Origin of the sequence: Mycobacterium sp. E3305 (genome assembly GCF_001666785.1) — a bacterium.
Taxonomy (GTDB): Bacteria; Actinomycetota; Actinomycetes; order Mycobacteriales; family Mycobacteriaceae; genus Mycobacterium.
Genome location: NZ_LZJA01000133.1, coordinates 35530 through 52949, shown reverse-complemented (window position 1 = coordinate 52949; position 17420 = coordinate 35530). Strand labels below are relative to the sequence as shown.

The following is a 17420-nucleotide window of genomic DNA, read 5'->3' as shown; positions in this document are numbered from 1 at the left end:
ATAGCGCCGCTCGAAGTGCTCATCCAACGCGGCGATCGACTCCGCCGACGGCACCCTCGAATCGAACATACATTCGATTATGCCACCCGGCTACGACAGGTCCAGCCCAACTTTCTCGGGCTGTGGATAACTCGCCGCGGCCCGGCGCGCCACGCCAAATCCGCGACCCGCTAGTCCCCCTGCCGGACCCAGGCGAAGATGTACAGGCTCATCGCCGTCACGAGCGCGATCAACACCCACTGCACGATGGCTTGGTCGATCCACGAGCCGGGCGGCGGCGCGCCGGGAAGGATGTTGCGCAGCGGCACGATGGCGAACAGGTTCGCGGCGTACCAGGTTGCGAATGGCGGCAGGAACTTCCTTCTGCCCAGCGCCATCGGAATGGCGACCAGCAGCGCCAAGGTGGGCAGGCTGATCAGGACCAGACAGATGCCCAAGTCGAAGATCAGCGGGCCCTTCGCCCGCTTCAAGGTGATGACCACGTTCCCGTTGTCGGTGCCGCGCTGCGTCGGGAGCGCGCCGGGATCGTGGACGCGGTTGACGCTGATGTCCCAGCCGTCCAACTCCCCGGTCACCTCGACCCGCGCGGGCACCTTCTTCAGGTTGTCGCCCGACCCGACGAACGCGTCCGCCGAGATCGGCTCGGTCCGATAGGAGTCGAACGGCCAGTTGCCCGGATCGCCGTGCGCCACGACGGTGGTGTTGAGTTGCGCCGGCGCCTTCCCCTTGGGGTAATGCAGGTCGCCGAGGTCGCTCGTCGGATAAAGCCGCACGGCGACGTCGGTCCCCAGCACGTCGAAGCGGTTGTCGTATGCCGAAATGCCCGGGTAGACAAGCACATTCACCCCGAGGCGTTTGGCGACCGGTTTCAGCTCCTCCACCTGCAGCTGCACGATGGTCGCATCGCCGCCGCCCTGGCTCAGGTCAAGCGGAGGGAGTGGCCCCTCCGACCGTTCGAGCCAGTGCACCCCAAACAGGGACAACATGTAGGCGGTGACGACAACGGCCAGGATGGCCACGCCGATGACGATGCGGGGACGTTTCGCCATGTGTTTGCCACTGGGCGGCGAGGACGGCGTCGGTGCGTCCGACGGGGGCGGCGGGGCCGGTGCCGCGGGGGCCTCGGCGGTCACGGGCAAACCACCGGTGTTCCGGGGCGCGTCGAGGGCCACACGTGGTCAGATGCTAGCGAACTCGTGCAGACCGTGCGCGCCGACGAACGCCCCGTCACTCGCCGTCCATGCGGCGGTAACCCGCTCGTCGCCTCAGTGTCGGGGGGCGTCTCCGCCAGCGGGGTCCGTTTGCTGCGCGACGCAGCGGAACCCGATGTGGGTTGTCGCGGTGTCCTGTGACTGTGGCGATCGGGCGGCCGGACGGTACCGGTGGCAGTACTCCGGCGCGCACAGGTGCGAACCACCCTTCAGCGTCTGGCTGACGGTCGGATCCGCGGGTCCCGTCGGGGCGCAACAGGCCTTGGGCGGCCCGCCGATCCGGTGGTGCGCGGAGAACTCCGTGGCGGTCCATTCCCAGACGTTGCCGATCATGTCGAGCAGGCCGAATCCGTTGGGTGGAAACGTTCCCACGGGCGACGTGCCCACCCAGCCGAGTGCGCCGTCGTTGCGGTAGGGGAACCGGCCCTGCCAGGTGTTGGCCATCAGTCGGCCGGCTGGTGTGGGCTTCTCCCCCCACGCGTACGTGCCGGCGCACCCGCCGCGGGCGGCGTACTCCCACTCGGCCTCGGTCGGCAGCCGCCGGCCGGCCCAGCGCGCGTATGCGGCGGCGTCGGGGTAGGCCACTTGCACCACCGGGTGATCGGGCCGGTCGGTGATGTCGCTGTCCGGGCCGAACGGATGCCGCCAACTGGCACCCGGCACCCATTCCCACCATTGCCGCCAGTCGCGCAGGTCGACGGGGCCGGAGGTGGGCCGGAAAACCATGGCGCCGGGACACAGGTCCGCCGGGTTGGCGCCCGGATACAGCGCCGGGTCGATCGGTTGCTCGGCCACGGTCACATACCCTGTGGCCGAGACGAATTCGGCGAACTGCGCGTTGGTCACCGGGTGCCGTTCCACCGCAAAGGCGGCAACGGTCACCGTGTGGATCGGGGCCTCTTCGGGGTAGAAGCTGGTCGAGCCCATGCGGAACGATCCGCCGGGTAGGTCGACCAACTCGCTGAGCACCCGTTCAGGGTACGAGCACCTCAGTCGGACTGGCGGTACCACGTGAGCATGTACAGGCCCATCGCACCGACCAGCGCGAGCAGCACCCAGATCACCAGCGCCTGGTCGATCCACGCACCGGGCGGCGGCGAACCGGGAAGGAAGTTGCGGATCGGTATGACGGCGAACAGCATCGCGGCGAACCACGTCACGAACGGCGGCACGAATTTGCGCTTGCCCAGGGCGATCTGGATGGCAACCGCGAACGCCAGCGCCGGCAGGGCGAAGAGGACCAGGCAGATGCCGAGGTCGAAGATCAGCGGACCCTTGGCCCGGTGCAGCGTGATGACCACGTTGTCCGGCCGGTCCGATTCCTGGCTGGCTTCGCCGACGCGCTGGACGCTCACATCCCAGCCGTCCAACGCGCCCGCGACCTCGACCCGGGCGGGGATGTATTGGCGGGCGTCGCCCTGGCCGACGAGGACGTCGGCCGAGAGGGTGTCGGTCCGATAGGAGTCGAACGGCCAGTTGTTGGGGTCGCCGTGCGCCTCGATCGTGGTGGCGACCTGCGCCGGCGACTTCCCCGCCGGGTATTGCAGATCACCGAGGTCGTTGGGGGGGTCCATGCGGACCGCGGTGTCGGTCTTCAACACGTCAAGGCGTTTGTCGAACATCGAGTCTTCGGGAATCACAAGCACTTTCACCGTCAGGCGGTTGGCGATGGTGTCCAGCTTCTCGAGCCGGACCAGCACGATGGTGTCGCTCGTCGCGTTCAAATCCGGCGGCTTGAGCGGCTCCCCCGACCTGGCCAGCAGGTGGAAGCCGAACAGCGTCAGCGAATAGACCACGACGAAGCCGAGCAGGGTGACGAGACCGACGATCAGGCGCCGCCTGGGCTTGCGCGGCGGCTCGGGCGGCGCCGACGCCGTGGCGGCGGGCGGCGGCGTTGCTGGAGTTGCGGGCTGCTGCTGCGGGGGAGACGCGTGACTGGCCATCATTCTCCTTGGTAGAGATTGATCGATGCGCCACCCTGAGGCGACACCAGAGAGATCGTAGCGAACTTCGATCTCCCCGGCGGTGAATCGCATTCATATCCCGAGTCAGGCTTTTTAGCCGTTCCGGCGGCCGCGGATCGCCTCGGCAGCGAATCGTCGACGGCGCAGCTCGGCTCCGCCGGCAGCCGCAGCGGGCATTCATCGGAGCAGGTAGCCCGTTCACCTGATGTTTGTTTGCTTGGCGGGCGCGATGGCGGTAAGTCTCGACGTGTGTCGAATCGGGGCAGGTCGCCCCAGTGCTCGCCGCAGCCGCCGGGCGTCAGACGCATCGTCGCCCGCTCGGGCCGAGACCGCAGCCACCAGGAGCCAACCACCGTGAAGCGCAACCCACCGGCGACCGCCATCAGCCTGCTCGCCGCGGCGGCAGTGGCGGTGTCAGCTTGCAGCACCGACCCCCACCCGACGCTGGCCTACGCCGCCGGCGCCAAGGTGGACTGCGGCGGCAAGCAGACCCTGACGGCCAGCGGTTCGACCGCGCAGGCCAACGCGATGACGAAGTTCGTCGCGGCCTACGGCAAGGTGTGCGCCGGGCAGACCCTCAACTACACGGCCAACGGGTCCGGCGCGGGAATCAGCGACTTCCTAGCCGGCAAAACGGATTTCGGTGGATCGGACACGCCACTGGCCGGAAACCAGTACGCCGCAGCCAAACAGCGCTGCGGTGGCGCCGACGCCTGGAACCTGCCCGTCGTGTTCGGCCCGCTGGCGATCACCTACAACCTGGGCTCGGTTGACTCGTTGGTGCTCGACGCGTCGACGATCGCCAAGATCTTCGACGGCACCATCACACGCTGGGATGACCCGGCCCTCACCGCACTGAACGCGTCCATGCCGGCCGAAGACATCCGCGTCATCTATCGCAGCGACGCGTCCGGAACCACCGATAACTTCCAGTCCTATTTGCAGGCGGCGTCCGGTGGGGCCTGGAACAAGGGCACAGGCAAGGCATTCAACGGGGGCGTCGGCACCGGCGCGCAGGGCAACAACGGCACCGCGGCGCTGGTGAAGTCCACCGAGGGCGCGATCAGTTACAACGAGCTGTCTTTCGCGCTGCAGCAAGGGCTTTACGCCGCCGAGATCAAGACCCCGGCGAGCCGCAGGTCCTTGCGGCCGGTGCGCATCGGCACCGACACCGTCGGCAAGACCATCACCGGCGCCAAGATCATCGGCAGCGGCAACGACCTGGTGCTCGACATCTCGTCGTTCTACAACCCGGCCCAGCCCGACGTCTACCCGATCGTGCTGGCCACCTACGAGATCGTCTGCTCCAAATATGCGGACCCCGAAACGGCCAAGGCGGTCAAGGCCTTCCTGCAGGCCGCGATTGGTCCCGGCCAGGTCGACCTCGCCCGCAACGGGTACATCCCGCTCTCGCCGGACTTCCAGTCGCGGGTCTCGAGCGCCGTCGACTCGATCAGCGCTGCGGGAGTGACGAATTCGGAGTAGCGGCTAAGCCTTGTGCCCGCGCCTGCGGTCGCGTTGCCGCCACCAGCCGAACAGGAAGAGCGCCATCGCGGTGACCAGACCGATCAGGACCCAGAGCACGACGGCCTGGTCGATCCACGACCCGTACGGTGGGCTCCCCGGCAAGATGTTGCGCAGCGGAACAATGGCGAACAGCATCGCGCCGTACCACGTCGTCATCGGCGGCAGGAACGACGTCCTGCCCAGCGCCACCGGGATGGCCACCCACAACGCCAGCACGGGCAAAGCGATGAGCACCAGACAGATGCCCAGGTCGAAGATCAGCGGGCCCTTGGCCCTGTGCAACGTGATGATCACATTGTCCTGGACGTCCGGGTTGGCGTCCTCGGGATCATGCACTCGGGTCACCGTGGCGTCCCAGCCGTCCAGCTTCCCGGTGACTTCCACACGGGCGGCCGCCTTTTCGCGGTTCTGGCCGGTGCCGGTGAACACGTCGGCCGCGATGACTTCGGTCTTGTACGAGTCGAACGGCCAGTTACCGGGATCGCCGTGGGCCACCAGCGCGGTGCTGACCTGCGCGGGCGCCTTACCTACCGGATACTGCAAATCGCCCAGATCGTTCTCCGGATAGAGCCGCACCGCGGCGTCGGTGGTCAGCACGCCGAAGTTCTTGTCGTAGAGCGAATCTTTCGGGTAGACAAGCACGTTCACCGTCAGCCGGTTCGCGACGGTATCCAGCTTCTCGATGTGGACCTGCACGACGCTGTCCTCGGCCTCGAGCTTGCTGAAATCGACCGGGGGCAGAGGGGGCGCCGATTTGGCCAGCAGGTGCACGGCGATCAGGGACAGGACGTAGATGACGATGACGGCGACGACGATCCCGAAGGCGATCGCGATTTGCCGGCCACGGGAACCGGTCGGCGCTGGCGGTACGGGCGGCGCCGGAGTCCCGGCGGTCATTGAGGCATCACGGGCCAGATGCTAGCAAGGGAAACGACAAGTTTCAGGGGATAATGACCGCGAATTGCTGCATCAGCGTGGATTTGGCCGCTTCGAACCCCTGGGCTTTGCCGGGGCCCTCGAGATGGACGACGACCAGATATTTCTGGGTGTTCGTCCAGACGTGGGTGACGCGGTCGGCGAAGTCGTTTGCGGCCGTGCCGCCGGTGCCGCTCAGTAGCTGGCTGCTGTAACCGCAGAACTGGGCGGCGGTGACGGTGACTTTGACTCCCGGATTCGCCGTTCGCAGATCGGTGGCGTAGCGCAGGAACGCCCCGCCCGGTTCGAGATCGGTCCGGGTGATGCTGACCCGCACCGCCATGCCGTCGGGGCCCGTCGCCGTCAGCGCGACGTCACCGGTACCCGGGGTCGACGGCCAGCCGTCCGGCAGCGGCACCGTGAGCACCGGCGCCGCCGGGTCCGCGACCGAGGCCTTGGTCATGGATCCGCTCGCCGGCGGCGGCGGGAAGCACACCAGCGCATTGGGTGGAATGTGGTCGGGCAGGGTGGTTTCGACGCCGGGCACCGGCTCGGCCGGGTCGGGCACTCGTGTCGTCGAGGTCGCCGAGGTCGTCGACGACGCCGGCCCGCTGGTCGCCGTGCCGGCGGTGGTCTTCTCGCAACCGACAGCGGCGACGGCCAGCAGGCACAGCGCCGCGGCTTCAGTCGCGCGAAAAGGCAAGCGCAACTTCGGCTTCCACGTCAACGTAGGGCCGACCGGACAGGTCGACGGTGACCTGCGCGATGGTGCCCCCCGTAAAGGAGAACGGGGCCTTGTAGCGGCTGCAAACCCCCGAGCCGCCGTTGCGCCCGACGGTGATCCCGGCGCCCGCGAGCCCGAACGTGCCGGGATGGGTTTGCACGTCCGCGAGCGTTCCGACCACTTCGTCGTCGATGAACAACGTGACATCGCCGAGTGGCGTGTGGCTGTTGGCCACGGTGCCGGTCCGCGAATAGCTCGCCCCCAGCAGGTGTTTGCCCAGCGGCACCGCGCCCGATGAGGAGACCACCTGCTGGCGCTCGCCCAGGAAGTTGTAGACGTAATGCAGCCGCCCGTCCTGGATGAACAGCACGTGCCCGCCGTGCGCGCCACCCTGCTTGAACAGCACCCCTTCCGCGCCGGTGGTATCTATGGTCACCTCGGCCAGCAGCGAGAACGACCTGCCCTGGATTTCGGCGGCGGCGCCGATGCTGACGTCCGCGCAGTCGGGATAGTAGACGTAGCTGGTCCGATTACCGCCGAGGTATGGGCGGGGTCGCGTCATCGTCTCGATGATGTTCAGGTCCGAGAGCGGCAGCCCGTTGTACTTGGCGGCCTCGGAGAACCACAGCGCCTTGAGTTCTTCCAGTTTGTCCGGGTGCTCGGCAGCCAGGTCGTGGCACTGGCTGCGGTCGGCCTCGATGTGGAACAGCTCCCAGCGGTCGGTGTCGAAATGCGACCAGCCGGCCGGGGTCGCCGCGTGGATGGTGTTGGCGAACCAGCCCTGATGCCAGATGCCGCGGGTGCCGAGCATGGAATAGAACTGGGTCCGCTTCCCGGTGTCGGCGGCCGGATCGGTAAGGGCCGCTTTGAAACTCACTCCGTCCAGAGGCTTCTGAGCAATGCCCCTGACGGTCTCGGGCGGTGTCATGCCGAGCAGGTCGTAGACGGTGGGCGTGACGTCGCAGACGTTGACGTAGTTGTCGCGGATCTCTCCGTGTGCGGCAACGCCATTGGGCCAGGAGATGATGGCCGTGTCGGCAATGCCGCCTTCGTGCGAGGCGTACCGCTTGTACAGCTTGTACGGGGTGTTGAACGCCATCGCCCAGCCGATTGGGTAATGGTTGTACGTCTCCGGGCCGCCCAGGTGGTCGAACAGCTTCATGCTCTCTTCGACCGTGTCGATGTAGCCGTTGAAGAACTTGCCCTCGTTCACCGATCCGTTGGGGCCGCCCTCCCCGCTGGCGCCGTTGTCGGAGATCACCACGATGATGGTGTTGTCCAGCTGCCCGGATTCCTCCAGATAGTCCAGGATCCGGCCGATCTGGGCGTCGGTGTAGCTTAGGAAGCCTGCGAACACCTCGGCCATGCGGGCGAAGAGCCTCTGCTCGTCGGGGTTCAGCGAGTCCCACGGTCGCACCGTGTCCTGCAGCGGCCAGGGCTCGCCCTTCGGCCCCGTAACGTCCGCGTACGGGTTGACCGGCGAGAGCTCGGTGTCGGGCGGCACGATCCCCAACGACTTCTGGTTCTCCAGCACGATCTCGCGGTACCGCTCGTAGCCCATGTCGAACCGGCCGGCGTAGCGGTCCGCCCACTCGGAGAACACGTGGTGCGGCGCATGCCCGGCGCCCGGGCACACGTAGCTGAACCACGGCTTGTCCGGCGCGATCACCTTGGCGTCGCGGATGAACTCGATGGTCTTGTCGGCGAGGTCCTTCGAGAGGTGGTAACCGTCCTCCGGTGTACCCGGCGGGTTGACCGGATGGTTGTCGTACACCAGGTCGGGATACCACTGGTCGGTCTCGCCGCCCAGGAAACCGTAGAACCGCTCGAAGCCGCGCGAGGTCGGCCAATGTCGTTTCGTCGACGCCAGATTGGACTCCTCGAGCGGCGTCAGGTGCCACTTGCCGACGCAGTACGTGTTGTAGCCGCGCTCGGCGAGCACCTCGGAGAGCAGCGCGGTGTCGAACGGGATGCGGCCGTTGGCGTTGGGGAACGCGTCGGTGAACTCCTCGATGGTGGCCATGCCGACCGTGGTGGCGTTGCGGCCGGTGAGCAGCGACGCGCGGGTCGGCGAGCACAGCGCGGTGGTGTGGAACTGCGACAGCCGGACACCCCGCTCGGCGATGCGGGTCATCGCCGGCATCTCGACCAGGCCGCCGAAGCAGTCCCACGTCGCTATCCCGGTGTCGTCCCACACCAGATAGAGGATGTTGGGCGAGTTCTCGGGGGCGGTCGGCGCGGCGTACGGGCCCCAGTCCGGTTCGGAGTCCCGGATGTCCAGCTCGATCTTGCCCTCGAAGGCGCGGGAGTCAGGCGACATGCGCCGAGAGTAACGCGGCCGCGAAAATTCCGATCGCTTTTCGCGGACCGTCAACCCTGCCAAAGCAAAACGCCCGGGACCATCGGGACCCGGGCGTTTCGATGTCGCTTCGGAGCTACTTGGCCTTCTCCAGGATTTCGACGAGCCGCCACCGTTTGGTGGCCGACGTCGGGCGCGTCTCCATCAGCGAGACGCGGTCGCCGATGCCCGCGGTGCTGTTCTCGTCGTGCGCCTTCACCTTCTTGGTGGTACGGATGATCTTGCCGTACAGCGGGTGACGGACGCGGTCTTCGAGCTCGACGACGATGGTCTTCTGCATCTTGTCACTCACCACGTAACCGATGCGCACCTTGCGCCGGCCACGCACCTTGGGGTTGGCCGGAGTGTGCTTGGGGCCCTTCTCTTTCGACCCGGTGTCCTTCGCGGCCGCCTTTGCCGGCGCCTTCTTCGCTTCTGCCATCACGATTCCTTACCGTCGGGCCCGGAAGCCAGGCCCAGTTCTCGTTCGCGCAGCACCGTGTAGACGCGCGCGATCTCCTGACGCACCGTGCGCAGCCGGCGGTTGTTCGACAGCTGCCCGGTCGCCATCTGGAAGCGGAGGTTGAACAGCTCCTCCTTGGATTCGCGCAGACGCTCGGTCAGCTCCTCGTCGGTGAGCTCACGCAGTTCACCAGGCGAAATTCCCACTGCCATCAGAACTGATCCTCTCGAGTCACGATGCGTGCCTTGATCGGCAACTTGTGGATTGCACGGGTGAGTGCCGCCCGGGCCACCTGCTCGTTGGGGTAGCTCAGCTCGAACAGCACGCGGCCCGGCTTGACGTTGACCACCCACCATTCGGGGGAGCCCTTACCCGAACCCATCCGGGTCTCGGCGGGCTTCTTGGTCAGCGGGCGGTCCGGGAAGACGTTGATCCACACCTTGCCCCCACGCTTGATGTGGCGGTTGATCGCGATACGGGCGGACTCGATCTGCCGGTTGGTCACGTAGGCGTGCTCGAGCGCCTGAATGCCGTAGTCGCCGAAGTTCACCGCGGTGCCACCGCTGGCGATGCCGCGCTGGCGGGGGTGGTGTTGCTTACGGTGTTTAACCCTGCGGGGAATCAACATGGTTCAGCTCTCCGTGCTCTGCGGTTCTGGAGCGGGCGGGGCCTCGGCCGCGGCGGCCTGCTCCTCGGCGCCCGCTGCGGCGCGGCCGGCCTCGGTGCTGGTCGCCGTCGTGCCCGACGCACCGCTGCGCCGGGGGCGGGTGCCCGACGGACGCTCGCGGCGCGGACGGTCGGCGCCCGCCGGCGCGGCCGCGGCCAATTCCCGCTTGCCACCGACGATGTCGCCCTTGTAGATCCACACCTTCACACCGATCCGGCCGAAGGTGGTCTTGGCCTCATACAGGCCGTAGTCGATGTCGGCGCGCAGCGTGTGCAGCGGCACCCGGCCCTCGCGGTAGAACTCCGAACGGCTCATCTCCGCACCGCCGAGACGACCCGAGCATTGCACCCGGATGCCCTTGACGTTGGGCTGGCGCATCGCCGACTGGATGGCCTTACGCATGGCGCGGCGGAACGCCACCCGGTTGCTCAGCTGCTCGGCGACGCCCTGCGCCACCAGCTGGGCCTGCGACTCGGGGTTTCTGACCTCGAGGATGTTGAGCTGAACCTGCTTGCCGGTCAGCTTCTCCAGGTCCGCGCGGATGCGGTCGGCTTCGGTGCCGCGACGCCCGATCACGATGCCGGGGCGTGCGGTGTGGATGTCGACGCGCACCCGGTCACGGGTGCGCTCGATCTCCACGTCGGCGATGCCGGCGCGCTCCAGACCGGTGGACAGCAGCCGCCGGATCGCGACGTCTTCCTTGACGTAGTCCGCGTACTGCTTGTCGGCGTACCAGCGCGACTTCCAGTCCGTGGTGATGCCCAGCCGGAAGCCGTGCGGATTGATCTTCTGGCCCACTAGTCTGAGCCTCCCTTCGCCTCAGAAGTCTCAGACGTTTTGGCAGGTGCCTTCTTGGCCGGCGCCTTCTTGGCGGCCGCTTTCTTGGCCGGGGCCTTGGTGGCAGCCTTCTTCGCGGGCGCCTTCGCGGCCGCCTTGCTGGCCTCGGCCCGGCGGGCCCTCGTCGACTTCGCCGAACGCTGGTCCTTGGCCGGCCGGCTCTCCACCACGACCGTGATGTGGCTGGTGCGCTTGCGGATCCGGAACGCGCGCCCCTGGGCGCGCGGGCGGATGCGCTTGGCGGTCGGGCCCTCGTCGGCATAGACCGTGGCGACCACCAGGGTGGCCGGGTCCAGCCCGTTGTTGTTCTGCGCGTTCGCCGCGGCGCTGGCGATCACCTTGGCCACCGGCTCACTGGCCGCCTGCGGCGCCCAGCGCAGGATGTCGAGCGCGTCGTTCACCGACTTGCCGCGCACCAGGTCGATCACCCGGCGCGCCTTGGTCGGCGACACCCGCACGAACCGCGCCTTGGCGACCGCGGACGGGAATTCGGTTGTGGTCATCGCCGTTTGGCCTTCCGGTCGTCCTTGATGTGTCCCTTGAAGGTGCGCGTCGGCGCGAATTCACCAAGCTTGTGGCCGACCATCGCCTCGGTGACGAACACCGGGACGTGCTTGCGCCCGTCGTGGACGGCGAAGGTGTGGCCGATGAAGTCCGGGATGATCGTCGAACGCCGCGACCAGGTCTTGATGACCTGCTTGGTGTTCTTCTCGTTCTGCGCGTCCACCTTCTTCAGCAGGTGGTCGTCGACGAACGGGCCCTTCTTCAGGCTGCGTGGCATGTGTTACTCCTCGACTTCCTAGCGACCGTGCTTCTTGCCGGTGCGCCGGCGCCGGACGATGAGTTTGTTGCTGGCCTTATTCGGGTGGCGGGTGCGGCCCTCCGGCTTGCCCCACGGGCTCACCGGGTGCCGGCCACCGGAGGTCTTACCCTCACCACCACCGTGCGGGTGGTCCACCGGGTTCATGACCACACCGCGGACCGAGGGGCGCTTGCCCTTCCACCGCATGCGGCCGGCCTTGCCCCAGTTGATGTTCGCCTGCTCGGCGTTGCCCACCTCGCCGACCGTGGCGCGGCAGCGCACGTCGACGCGGCGGATCTCACCGCTGGGCATCCGCAGCGACGCGTAGGTGCCCTCCTTGCCGAGCAACTGGATGCTCGAGCCGGCGGACCGCGCCAGCTTGGCGCCACCGCCCGGCCGCAGCTCAACGGCGTGGATCACGGTACCGGCCGGGATGTTGCGCAGCGGCAAGTTGTTGCCCGGCTTGATGTCGGCGTTGGCGCCCGACTCCACCACGTCGCCCTGCGAAAGGCCCTGCGGCGCGATGATGTAACGCTTCTCGCCGTCCAGGTAGTGCAGCAGCGCGATGTTGGCGGTGCGGTTGGGGTCGTACTCGATGTGCGCCACCTTGGCGTTGACCCCGTCCTTGTCGTTGCGACGGAAGTCGATCACCCGGTAGGCGCGCTTGTGGCCACCGCCCTTGTGGCGGGTGGTGATGCGGCCGTGCGCGTTACGGCCACCGTGGCCGTGCAGCGGACGCACCAACGACTTCTCCGGTTCCGCCCGGGTGACCTCGGCGAAGTCGGACACGCTGGAGCCGCGGCGGCCCGGGCTCGTCGGCTTGTACTTACGAATTGCCATGTCTCATCAGGTCTTTCTCTCGCGCGCGGCTAGGCCGGGGCCCCGAACAGGTCGATCGGCTTGCTACCCGGCGCCAGCGTGACGATGGCCCGCTTGGTGCCCTTGCGCTTGCCGTACCCGGTCCTGGTGCGCTTGCGCTTGCCCTGCCGGTTCGCGGTGTTCACCGACGCGACCTTGACGGAGAAGATCTTCTCGATGGCGATCTTGATCTGCGTCTTGTTCGAATCGGGGTGCACCACAAAGGTGTACACGTTCTCATCCAGCAGCCCATAGGACTTCTCCGAGATGACCGGGGCCAGGATGATGTCGCGGGGGTCGGTGATGGTCGCCATCTACGCCGAAACCTCCTCGGTGCTAGCCGTGTTGCCACCGATGTAGGCGTTGAGGGCCTCGACGCTGAAAACCACGTCGTCGGAGCGCAGCACGTCATAGGTGTTGAGCTGATCGGGCGTCAGGATGTGAACGCCGGGCAGGTTGCGCACGCTCTTGGCGCCGGCCTCGTCGCTGCGGCCGATCACGATCAGCACCTTCTTGCGATCGGTCAGCGTGCCCAGGAACGCCTTGGCGTTCTTGGTCGACGGCGTCTGACCCGACACCAGCTCGGTGACCGCGTGGATGCGGCCGTTGCGGGCCCGGTCGGACAACGCGCCGCGCAACGCCGCGACGATCATCTTCTTCGGGGTGCGCTGGGAGTAGTCGCGCGGCTTGGGACCGTGCACCACGCCACCGCCGGTGAACTGCGGGGCCCGCGTCGAACCCTGACGGGCGCGGCCGGTTCCCTTCTGCCGGTACGGCTTCCGCCCACCGCCGCTGACCTCACCGCGGGTCTTGGTCGAGTGCGTGCCCTGACGCGCCGCCGCCCGCTGCGCGGTGACCACCTGGTGCATCAGCGCGATATTGGCCGGGGCGTCGAACAATTCGGCCGGCAACTCGACAGAGCCCTCGACCTTGCCGTCGGGCGTCTTGACGTCGATCTTGAGTGCTGCCATTACTTCTCACCTCGTTTGATCGCGCTGCGGACCACCACGAGCCCACCGGTGCGGCCGGGGACCGCGCCCTTGATCAACAGCACGCCGTTCTCGGCATCGACCTTGTGCACCACCAGGTTCTGCACCGTGACCCGGTCGTTGCCCATCCGGCCCGCCATCCGGGTGCCCTTGAACACCCGGGCGGGGGTGGCACAACCACCGATGGAACCCGGCCGGCGGTGGACCGCCTGCGCACCGTGGCTGGCGCCCTGGCCGCGGAAACCGTGGCGCTTCATGGTGCCGGCGAAGCCCTTCCCCTTGGAGGTTCCGGTCACGTCGACGTAGCTGCCGTCGGCGAAGATCTCCGCGGTCAGCTCCTGGCCGACCTCGTATTCGCTGGCCGCGGCCTCGTCATCGAGCCGCAACTCGGCGAGGTGCCTGCGCGGGTTGACACCCGCGGCGCTGTACTGCCCGGTCACCGGCTTGTTCACCTTGCGGGGGCTGATCTCGCCGTACGCCAGCTGAACGGCGCTGTAACCGTCGCGCTCGGGTGTGCGGATCCGGGTGACCACATTGGGCCCTGCTTTGACCACCGTCACCGGGACGACCCGGTTGTTCTCGTCGAACACCTGCGTCATGCCCAGCTTGGTACCCAGAATGCCTTTTCTTGCCATGAGCTCTGGATCTCCTACTGGATGTTGACGTCGACACTGGCCGGAAGGTCGATGCGCATCAGCGCGTCGACGGTCTTCGGCGTCGGGTCGAGGATGTCGATCAGCCGCTTGTGAGTACGCATCTCGAAGTGCTCCCGCGAGTCCTTGTACTTATGCGGAGAGCGGATGACGCAATACACGTTCTTCTCGGTCGGCAGCGGCACCGGACCTACGACACTGGCACCCGTGCGGACGACGGTCTCGACGATTTTGCGCGCCGATGCGTCGATGGCCTCATGGTCGTAGGCCTTGAGCCTGATGCGGATCTTTTGTCCCGCCACGCTTCTCCTACCCTCACTCCACTTACAAAAATCCGTGTCCGGACCTGGTGCTCCCAGCGCGCTGATCGGCCTGGCCGATCGAGCGTCGCGCCGGATACTGCGCCGCTGTTTACCTGTCGTGGTCCACCGGCCCCCGCGGTCGGGTGTGTCACCCTCACGCAGCCTGGACCGCGGCGAAATTGTCGCGCTCCAAGGATGGGACCGGACGCGCCCGTTTGGGCGCTGGTCGTATGCCCGACCAGGCGCGAACCTGGCCCAAGGCAACCTGAACAGTATGCCCTAGATCATGGGTTTGGCCAAATCTCGGGCGAAGGCCGCCGACCTGCCCTTTTGGCCCTCAGGCGCCCGCCGGTTCGACGCTCGCGGCGCCCGCCCGGTTGTGTGCGCGCTGAACATAGAGGAAACCGTCGACCGCGGCGAGCGCGCACTCGCGGTAATCGAAGTCGGGAAGCGTGGACAGGCGGCCCAGCACGAGGGGCCCGATGAGCAGCGCGATGGCCCGCGACCGGTCCACCTCGCCCAGCTCGGCGGCCTCGGGGCTGTCGAAGATGGCGTCGAACGGCGCGGCGTACTGCTGGGCGATGCGCTCACGCAGCGTGGTGATCGCCGTGCTGTTCACGGCGCAGTCGCGGGGTTCCGGCAGCTCGTCCAGGTCCCGCCCCATGGACAACCACGACATCGCCGTCATCAGCGCCGGCGCCTGCGCCACCGACTCCGCCTGGGCCAGCACCACCGCCACCAGGCGATCACGCAGCGATCCCTCGGCCGGCGGCGTCGGAGACGGCGGGATGAGGCTGTTGAAAGCCGCTGCCAGCAGGTCGTTTCCGCTCGGGAAGTGGCGATACAGCGTGGCCCTGGCCACGTTGGCGGTACGGGTGACCGCGTCGACGGTCACCGCGCTGGGCCCCCCTGACCGCAGCAACGTGGCCGCGGCCTCGAGCAAACGGGCCCGCGAACGCGCTGGACGGGGATCGGTGGTACCGCCGGTAATTGTGACCCACCTCCGAGTTTGAGAACGAGACTATCGGTCTACCTACAAGACCATTGGTCTCGAAACTCCCAACGCCACCGTGAGGAGGCGCAGCATGGTCGAAACCCTGGCCCGGCCCGACCAGCGTACTGACGCAGTCGGCATCGGCGGTAGCCCCCGAGCGCGAAACTGGACGCTGGCCGTCGCCTGCATGGGCGTCGCGCTGGTCGTCGCGTCGATGACGGCGCTGAACACCGCGCTTGGGGACCTGGCGGTGGCCACCTCGGCCACGCAGTCCCAGCTCAACTGGGTCGTCGACGGCTACACCGTGGCGCTCGCGTGCCTGCTGTTGCCGGCGGGCGCGATCGGCGACCGCTACGGCAGGCGCGGCGCCCTGTTGATCGGGCTGATCGTCTTCTCGGTCGGCTCGATGGCGCCGGCGATGCTGCACAGCCCGGCGCAGCTCATCGCCGGGCGGGCGGTGGCCGGCATCGGCGCCGCCTTCGTGATGCCGGCGACCCTGTCGCTGCTGACCGTGGCCTATCCGAAAGACGACCGCACCAAGGCGGTCGGCATCTGGGCCGGAACGGCCGGGTCCGGCGGCGTGCTGGGCATGCTCGGTTCGGGCCTGCTGCTGCGGTTCTGGGACTGGCACGCGATCTTCTGGTCCCTGGGCGCCGCCGGGCTGGTCATCTTCGCGCTGGCGTGCACCGTCGCCTCGTCGCGGGACAGCGGCGCGCCGCGGATCGATTCGCTGGGCGCCGTTCTGATCGGCGCCGCGGTGGCCATCGCCGTGGCCGCGATCCTGGAGGCGCCGACCCGAGGGTGGAGCGATTCGCTGGTCTGGGGCGGCCTGGCCGCGGGTGCGGTGCTCGCCGCGGCCTTCGCTGCCGTGCAGTTGCGGCTCGCCGGGCGCGGCCGCCAACCGCTGCTGGACGTCCGGCTGTTCGCCGACCCGAATTTCGCCACCGGCGTCGCAGCGATCGTCATCCTGTTCGGCGCGACGTTCGGGTTCTTCTACATCGGGATGCAGTACGTGCAGCAGATCATGGGCTATTCGCCCCTAGCGACGGCCATCTCCTTCGGGCCGTTCATGGTGCCGCTCGCCATCTTCTCGGCGCTGTCCTTCTGGTACGTGCCCAAACTCGGTCTGCGCCTTGTGCTGTTCGTCGGGACGTTGCTGATGGCGGTCGGCTTCGCCTGCATGTACCGGCTGAACCTGCACTCCTCTTATCTGGAATTCGCTTGGCCGACATTGATATTGGCCACCGGCATCGGAATCTGCACGGCGCCGACGACGTCGGCGATCATGGGGGCGGTGCCCGACGAGAAGCAGGGCGTCGCCTCCGCGGTGAACGACACCTCCCGGGAGATGGGCGGCGCGCTGGGCATCGCGGTGGCCGGTTCCATTCTGGCCGGCCGGTATTCGCACGAGCTCGCGCCGAAGTTGGCGGGCTTCCCCGAGCCGGTCCGCGGCCCGGCCACCGATTCGCTGGCCAAGGCCGTCGAGGTCGCCGGCCGGCTGGGGCCCCAGGGCCACCAGCTCGCCGAGGCCAGCAAGACCGCGTTCCTGGCGGCCTTACACGCGTCGACCATCACGATGGCCGTGATCGTCGCCGTCGCCGCGATGCTGGTCGGCGTTTGGGCCCCCGGCCGCGACGGCCGACAGCTGCGACCGGTTCGGGGCCTGCTCTCACGGCGCCGCTAACCCACCACGCCGTTCCAATACCGTTGTCCGACATCGGGTTCAACCGACTCGACCCCGCCGGGAGTGCTTGAAAACGTCCGCCGATTCTGGTATCACCGGATGTACATCGACAGATACAGGTCATCTCTGAAGTAAGCGCGAGGTGGATGTGGTGTTGATAAGTGATACGAGCGTGGTCGAGCCGGGATGCCCGGCGCTGTGCGAGGCGGCGGCGATCGTGGAGGCCGAATGGATACGCCTGCGGCGACCGAGCGGCCCGGCTCGACACCCCACCTGCGAATTGCCCTCGGTGCGGCGGCGCCGCCGCCGCACGGGCACCATCGTGTCCACCGAACCGACTGACACCGCGTGCTCGACGCACGCCCGCGGACGCCGAACCGACTGGCCGGTCTCCCTGGTCTGGGCGCGGGAGCGTTCACCTCCGCGGCAAGCGTGACACCAAGCCGCTAAGCCCTTTTCAGACGATCGAAGGGAGGTCGAACGAGCGAGACA

General features: G+C 67.7%; 21 protein-coding genes. 3 read left to right on the top strand and 18 right to left on the bottom strand.

Features of this window, described 5'->3' with window-relative positions:
* Positions 1-170: 170 nt before the first annotated feature.
* From A5701_RS12745 to A5701_RS12735, 3 genes are all read right to left on the bottom strand, one after another.
* The gene (locus tag A5701_RS12745; protein WP_068266636.1) at positions 171-1049 is read right to left on the bottom strand and encodes a DUF4436 domain-containing protein; all 879 of its coding nucleotides are present in this window, start codon (positions 1047-1049) and stop codon (positions 171-173) included.
* 216 nt (positions 1050-1265) lie between these two features.
* Entirely contained in the window at positions 1266-2180 is a 915-nt protein-coding gene (locus A5701_RS12740; protein WP_067753532.1) for a formylglycine-generating enzyme family protein, read from the bottom strand.
* 20 nt (positions 2181-2200) lie between these two features.
* The gene (locus A5701_RS12735; RefSeq protein WP_067753554.1) at positions 2201-3154 is read right to left on the bottom strand and encodes a DUF4436 domain-containing protein; all 954 of its coding nucleotides are present in this window, start codon (positions 3152-3154) and stop codon (positions 2201-2203) included.
* A 375-nt stretch (positions 3155-3529) separates the two neighbouring features.
* On the opposite strand from A5701_RS12735, the gene pstS reads away from it, so the two are divergent.
* Positions 3530-4660 carry a phosphate ABC transporter substrate-binding protein PstS gene (pstS, locus tag A5701_RS12730; protein WP_067753522.1) on the top strand — a complete coding sequence of 377 codons (1131 nt, stop codon included), beginning with the start codon at positions 3530-3532 and terminating at the stop codon, positions 4658-4660.
* Between the two features lie 3 nt (positions 4661-4663).
* Here pstS and A5701_RS12725 read toward each other — a convergent pair whose 3' ends face one another.
* From A5701_RS12725 to A5701_RS12655, 15 genes are all read right to left on the bottom strand, one after another.
* On the bottom strand, positions 4664-5599 hold the full coding sequence (locus A5701_RS12725; protein WP_067753520.1) for a DUF4436 domain-containing protein: 936 nt from the start codon (positions 5597-5599) through the stop codon (positions 4664-4666).
* A gap of 43 nt (positions 5600-5642) precedes the next feature.
* Positions 5643-6320, bottom strand: coding sequence for a hypothetical protein (locus A5701_RS28875; RefSeq protein WP_231969169.1), 678 nt, complete (start codon positions 6318-6320; stop codon positions 5643-5645).
* Complete coding sequence (locus A5701_RS12715; protein WP_067753516.1) at positions 6301-8661, bottom strand: arylsulfatase; 2361 nt, start codon at positions 8659-8661, stop codon at positions 6301-6303. The genes A5701_RS28875 and A5701_RS12715 overlap by 20 nt, the downstream gene beginning before the upstream one ends.
* Positions 8662-8776: 115 nt before the next feature.
* Entirely contained in the window at positions 8777-9121 is a 345-nt protein-coding gene (rpsQ, locus tag A5701_RS12710) for a 30S ribosomal protein S17 (RefSeq protein WP_067753513.1), read from the bottom strand.
* The gene (gene rpmC, locus A5701_RS12705; protein WP_067274850.1) at positions 9121-9354 is read right to left on the bottom strand and encodes a 50S ribosomal protein L29; all 234 of its coding nucleotides are present in this window, start codon (positions 9352-9354) and stop codon (positions 9121-9123) included. The genes rpsQ and rpmC overlap by 1 nt, the downstream gene beginning before the upstream one ends.
* Entirely contained in the window at positions 9354-9770 is a 417-nt protein-coding gene (rplP, locus tag A5701_RS12700; protein ID WP_007167840.1) for a 50S ribosomal protein L16, read from the bottom strand. Before rplP ends, rpmC begins: the two co-directional genes overlap by 1 nt.
* A gap of 3 nt (positions 9771-9773) precedes the next feature.
* The gene (rpsC, locus tag A5701_RS12695) at positions 9774-10607 is read right to left on the bottom strand and encodes a 30S ribosomal protein S3 (RefSeq protein WP_067753510.1); all 834 of its coding nucleotides are present in this window, start codon (positions 10605-10607) and stop codon (positions 9774-9776) included.
* Entirely contained in the window at positions 10607-11149 is a 543-nt protein-coding gene (gene rplV / locus A5701_RS12690; RefSeq protein WP_067753507.1) for a 50S ribosomal protein L22, read from the bottom strand. Before rplV ends, rpsC begins: the two co-directional genes overlap by 1 nt.
* Positions 11146-11427 carry a 30S ribosomal protein S19 gene (gene rpsS / locus A5701_RS12685; RefSeq protein ID WP_007167837.1) on the bottom strand — a complete coding sequence of 94 codons (282 nt, stop codon included), beginning with the start codon at positions 11425-11427 and terminating at the stop codon, positions 11146-11148. Before rpsS ends, rplV begins: the two co-directional genes overlap by 4 nt.
* 18 nt (positions 11428-11445) lie before the next feature.
* Positions 11446-12288, bottom strand: coding sequence for a 50S ribosomal protein L2 (gene rplB, locus A5701_RS12680; protein WP_067274860.1), 843 nt, complete (start codon positions 12286-12288; stop codon positions 11446-11448).
* 29 nt (positions 12289-12317) lie between these two features.
* Positions 12318-12620 (bottom strand): 50S ribosomal protein L23, encoded by a 303-nt coding sequence (gene rplW / locus A5701_RS12675; RefSeq protein WP_046183668.1) that lies wholly within the window; start codon positions 12618-12620, stop codon positions 12318-12320.
* Positions 12621-13277 (bottom strand): 50S ribosomal protein L4, encoded by a 657-nt coding sequence (gene rplD / locus A5701_RS12670; RefSeq protein ID WP_067753504.1) that lies wholly within the window; start codon positions 13275-13277, stop codon positions 12621-12623. It lies immediately after the preceding gene.
* The gene (gene rplC, locus A5701_RS12665) at positions 13277-13930 is read right to left on the bottom strand and encodes a 50S ribosomal protein L3 (RefSeq protein ID WP_067753501.1); all 654 of its coding nucleotides are present in this window, start codon (positions 13928-13930) and stop codon (positions 13277-13279) included. Before rplC ends, rplD begins: the two co-directional genes overlap by 1 nt.
* 14 nt (positions 13931-13944) lie before the next feature.
* Entirely contained in the window at positions 13945-14250 is a 306-nt protein-coding gene (gene rpsJ / locus A5701_RS12660; RefSeq protein WP_003873519.1) for a 30S ribosomal protein S10, read from the bottom strand.
* A 337-nt stretch (positions 14251-14587) separates the two neighbouring features.
* Complete coding sequence (locus A5701_RS12655; RefSeq protein WP_082950301.1) at positions 14588-15193, bottom strand: TetR/AcrR family transcriptional regulator; 606 nt, start codon at positions 15191-15193, stop codon at positions 14588-14590.
* Between the two features lie 142 nt (positions 15194-15335).
* Between A5701_RS12655 and A5701_RS12650 the strand changes: the two genes are divergently transcribed.
* Together A5701_RS12650 and A5701_RS12645 are read left to right on the top strand one after the other, a co-directional pair.
* A complete protein-coding gene (locus tag A5701_RS12650) occupies positions 15336-16928 on the top strand; it encodes an MFS transporter (protein WP_067753495.1) in 1593 nt (530 codons plus the stop codon).
* Positions 16929-17079: 151 nt separating this feature from the next.
* The gene (locus A5701_RS12645; RefSeq protein ID WP_156670071.1) at positions 17080-17364 is read left to right on the top strand and encodes a hypothetical protein; all 285 of its coding nucleotides are present in this window, start codon (positions 17080-17082) and stop codon (positions 17362-17364) included.
* Positions 17365-17420: the final 56 nt, after the last annotated feature.

What these genes read in the sequence shown, in the direction of transcription:
- A5701_RS12745 (WP_068266636.1), bottom strand. Translation starts at nt 1,049, where the DNA reads ATGGCGAAACGTCCCCGCATCGTCATCGGCGTGGCCATCCTGGCCGTT.
- A5701_RS12735 (WP_067753554.1), bottom strand. Translation starts at nt 3,154, where the DNA reads ATGGCCAGTCACGCGTCTCCCCCGCAGCAGCAGCCCGCAACTCCAGCA.
- A5701_RS12725 (WP_067753520.1), bottom strand. Translation starts at nt 5,599, where the DNA reads ATGACCGCCGGGACTCCGGCGCCGCCCGTACCGCCAGCGCCGACCGGT.
- A5701_RS12715 (WP_067753516.1), bottom strand. Translation starts at nt 8,661, where the DNA reads ATGTCGCCTGACTCCCGCGCCTTCGAGGGCAAGATCGAGCTGGACATC.
- rpsQ (WP_067753513.1), bottom strand. Translation starts at nt 9,121, where the DNA reads ATGGCAGAAGCGAAGAAGGCGCCGGCAAAGGCGGCCGCGAAGGACACC.
- rpmC (WP_067274850.1), bottom strand. Translation starts at nt 9,354, where the DNA reads ATGGCAGTGGGAATTTCGCCTGGTGAACTGCGTGAGCTCACCGACGAG.
- rplP (WP_007167840.1), bottom strand. Translation starts at nt 9,770, where the DNA reads ATGTTGATTCCCCGCAGGGTTAAACACCGTAAGCAACACCACCCCCGC.
- rplV (WP_067753507.1), bottom strand. Translation starts at nt 11,149, where the DNA reads ATGACCACAACCGAATTCCCGTCCGCGGTCGCCAAGGCGCGGTTCGTG.
- rpsS (WP_007167837.1), bottom strand. Translation starts at nt 11,427, where the DNA reads ATGCCACGCAGCCTGAAGAAGGGCCCGTTCGTCGACGACCACCTGCTG.
- rplB (WP_067274860.1), bottom strand. Translation starts at nt 12,288, where the DNA reads ATGGCAATTCGTAAGTACAAGCCGACGAGCCCGGGCCGCCGCGGCTCC.
- rplW (WP_046183668.1), bottom strand. Translation starts at nt 12,620, where the DNA reads ATGGCGACCATCACCGACCCCCGCGACATCATCCTGGCCCCGGTCATC.
- rplD (WP_067753504.1), bottom strand. Translation starts at nt 13,277, where the DNA reads ATGGCAGCACTCAAGATCGACGTCAAGACGCCCGACGGCAAGGTCGAG.
- rplC (WP_067753501.1), bottom strand. Translation starts at nt 13,930, where the DNA reads ATGGCAAGAAAAGGCATTCTGGGTACCAAGCTGGGCATGACGCAGGTG.
- A5701_RS12650 (WP_067753495.1), top strand. Translation starts at nt 15,336, where the DNA reads ATGGTCGAAACCCTGGCCCGGCCCGACCAGCGTACTGACGCAGTCGGC.